General features: G+C 70.9%; 1 protein-coding gene. It reads left to right on the top strand.

The window, feature by feature from the left end:
• A partial coding sequence (locus NKH03_RS34820; protein ID WP_352973367.1) for a condensation domain-containing protein occupies positions 1–803 on the top strand: 803 nt, incomplete at both ends.

Here is an 803-nt window from a genome sequence, read left to right as displayed (position 1 = left end):
TGGTGGCGCAGGCGCGGCTGGGGGTCGATGCCAAGGCGCATGAAGAGTTCTTCCGGGCGATGCTGGCCGACATCGACGAGCCGACGCTGCCGTTCGGGCTGAGCGAGGTCCATGGCGACGGCAGCGGGGTCGGCGAGGCGCATCGGATGCTGCCGCAGGCGCTCAACGATCGGCTGCGGGCCCAGGCGCGGCGGCTGGGGGTGAGCCTGGCCAGCCTGTGCCATCTGGCCTGGGGGCAGGTGGTGGCGCTGAGCAGCGGGCGTCAGCAGGTGGTGTTCGGCACGGTGCTGTTCGGCCGCATGCATGCCGGTGCCGGCGCCGACCGCGCCATGGGCCTGTTCATCAACACCCTGCCTGTGCGCCTCGACCTCGACGGCACCGGGGTCGAGGCGAGTGTGCGGGCCACGCATCGCCGGCTTTCCGAGCTGCTGGCGCATGAGCATGCCTCGCTGGCCTTGGCGCAACGCTGCAGCGGCGTTGCCGCGCCCGCGCCGCTGTTCGGCGCGCTGCTGAACTACCGCCACAACACGCCGGCCATGGCCGGCTCCGGGACGGAGGATGGTCTGTCCGGCGTGGAATGGCTGGGCAGCGAGGAGCGCACCAACTATCCGCTGACCTTGTCGGTGGAGGACTTTGGCGAGGCGCTCGGCCTCACCGCACAGGTGGTGGAGCCGATCTCTGCGGATCGGGTCTGCGGCTACATGCAGCGCGCGCTCGAAGCGCTGTCGGAGGCATTGGAGCAGGCTCCCGACAGGCCGGTGCGCGCGCTCGACATTCTTCCGCCCGAGGAGCGGACCTACCTT

This window comes from Mesorhizobium sp. M1406 (assembly GCF_040317555.1).
Classification (GTDB): Bacteria; Pseudomonadota; Alphaproteobacteria; order Rhizobiales; family Rhizobiaceae; genus Mesorhizobium.
Note: the sequence above shows the minus strand (reverse complement) of the source record. Positions and strands in the feature narration are given on the sequence as shown.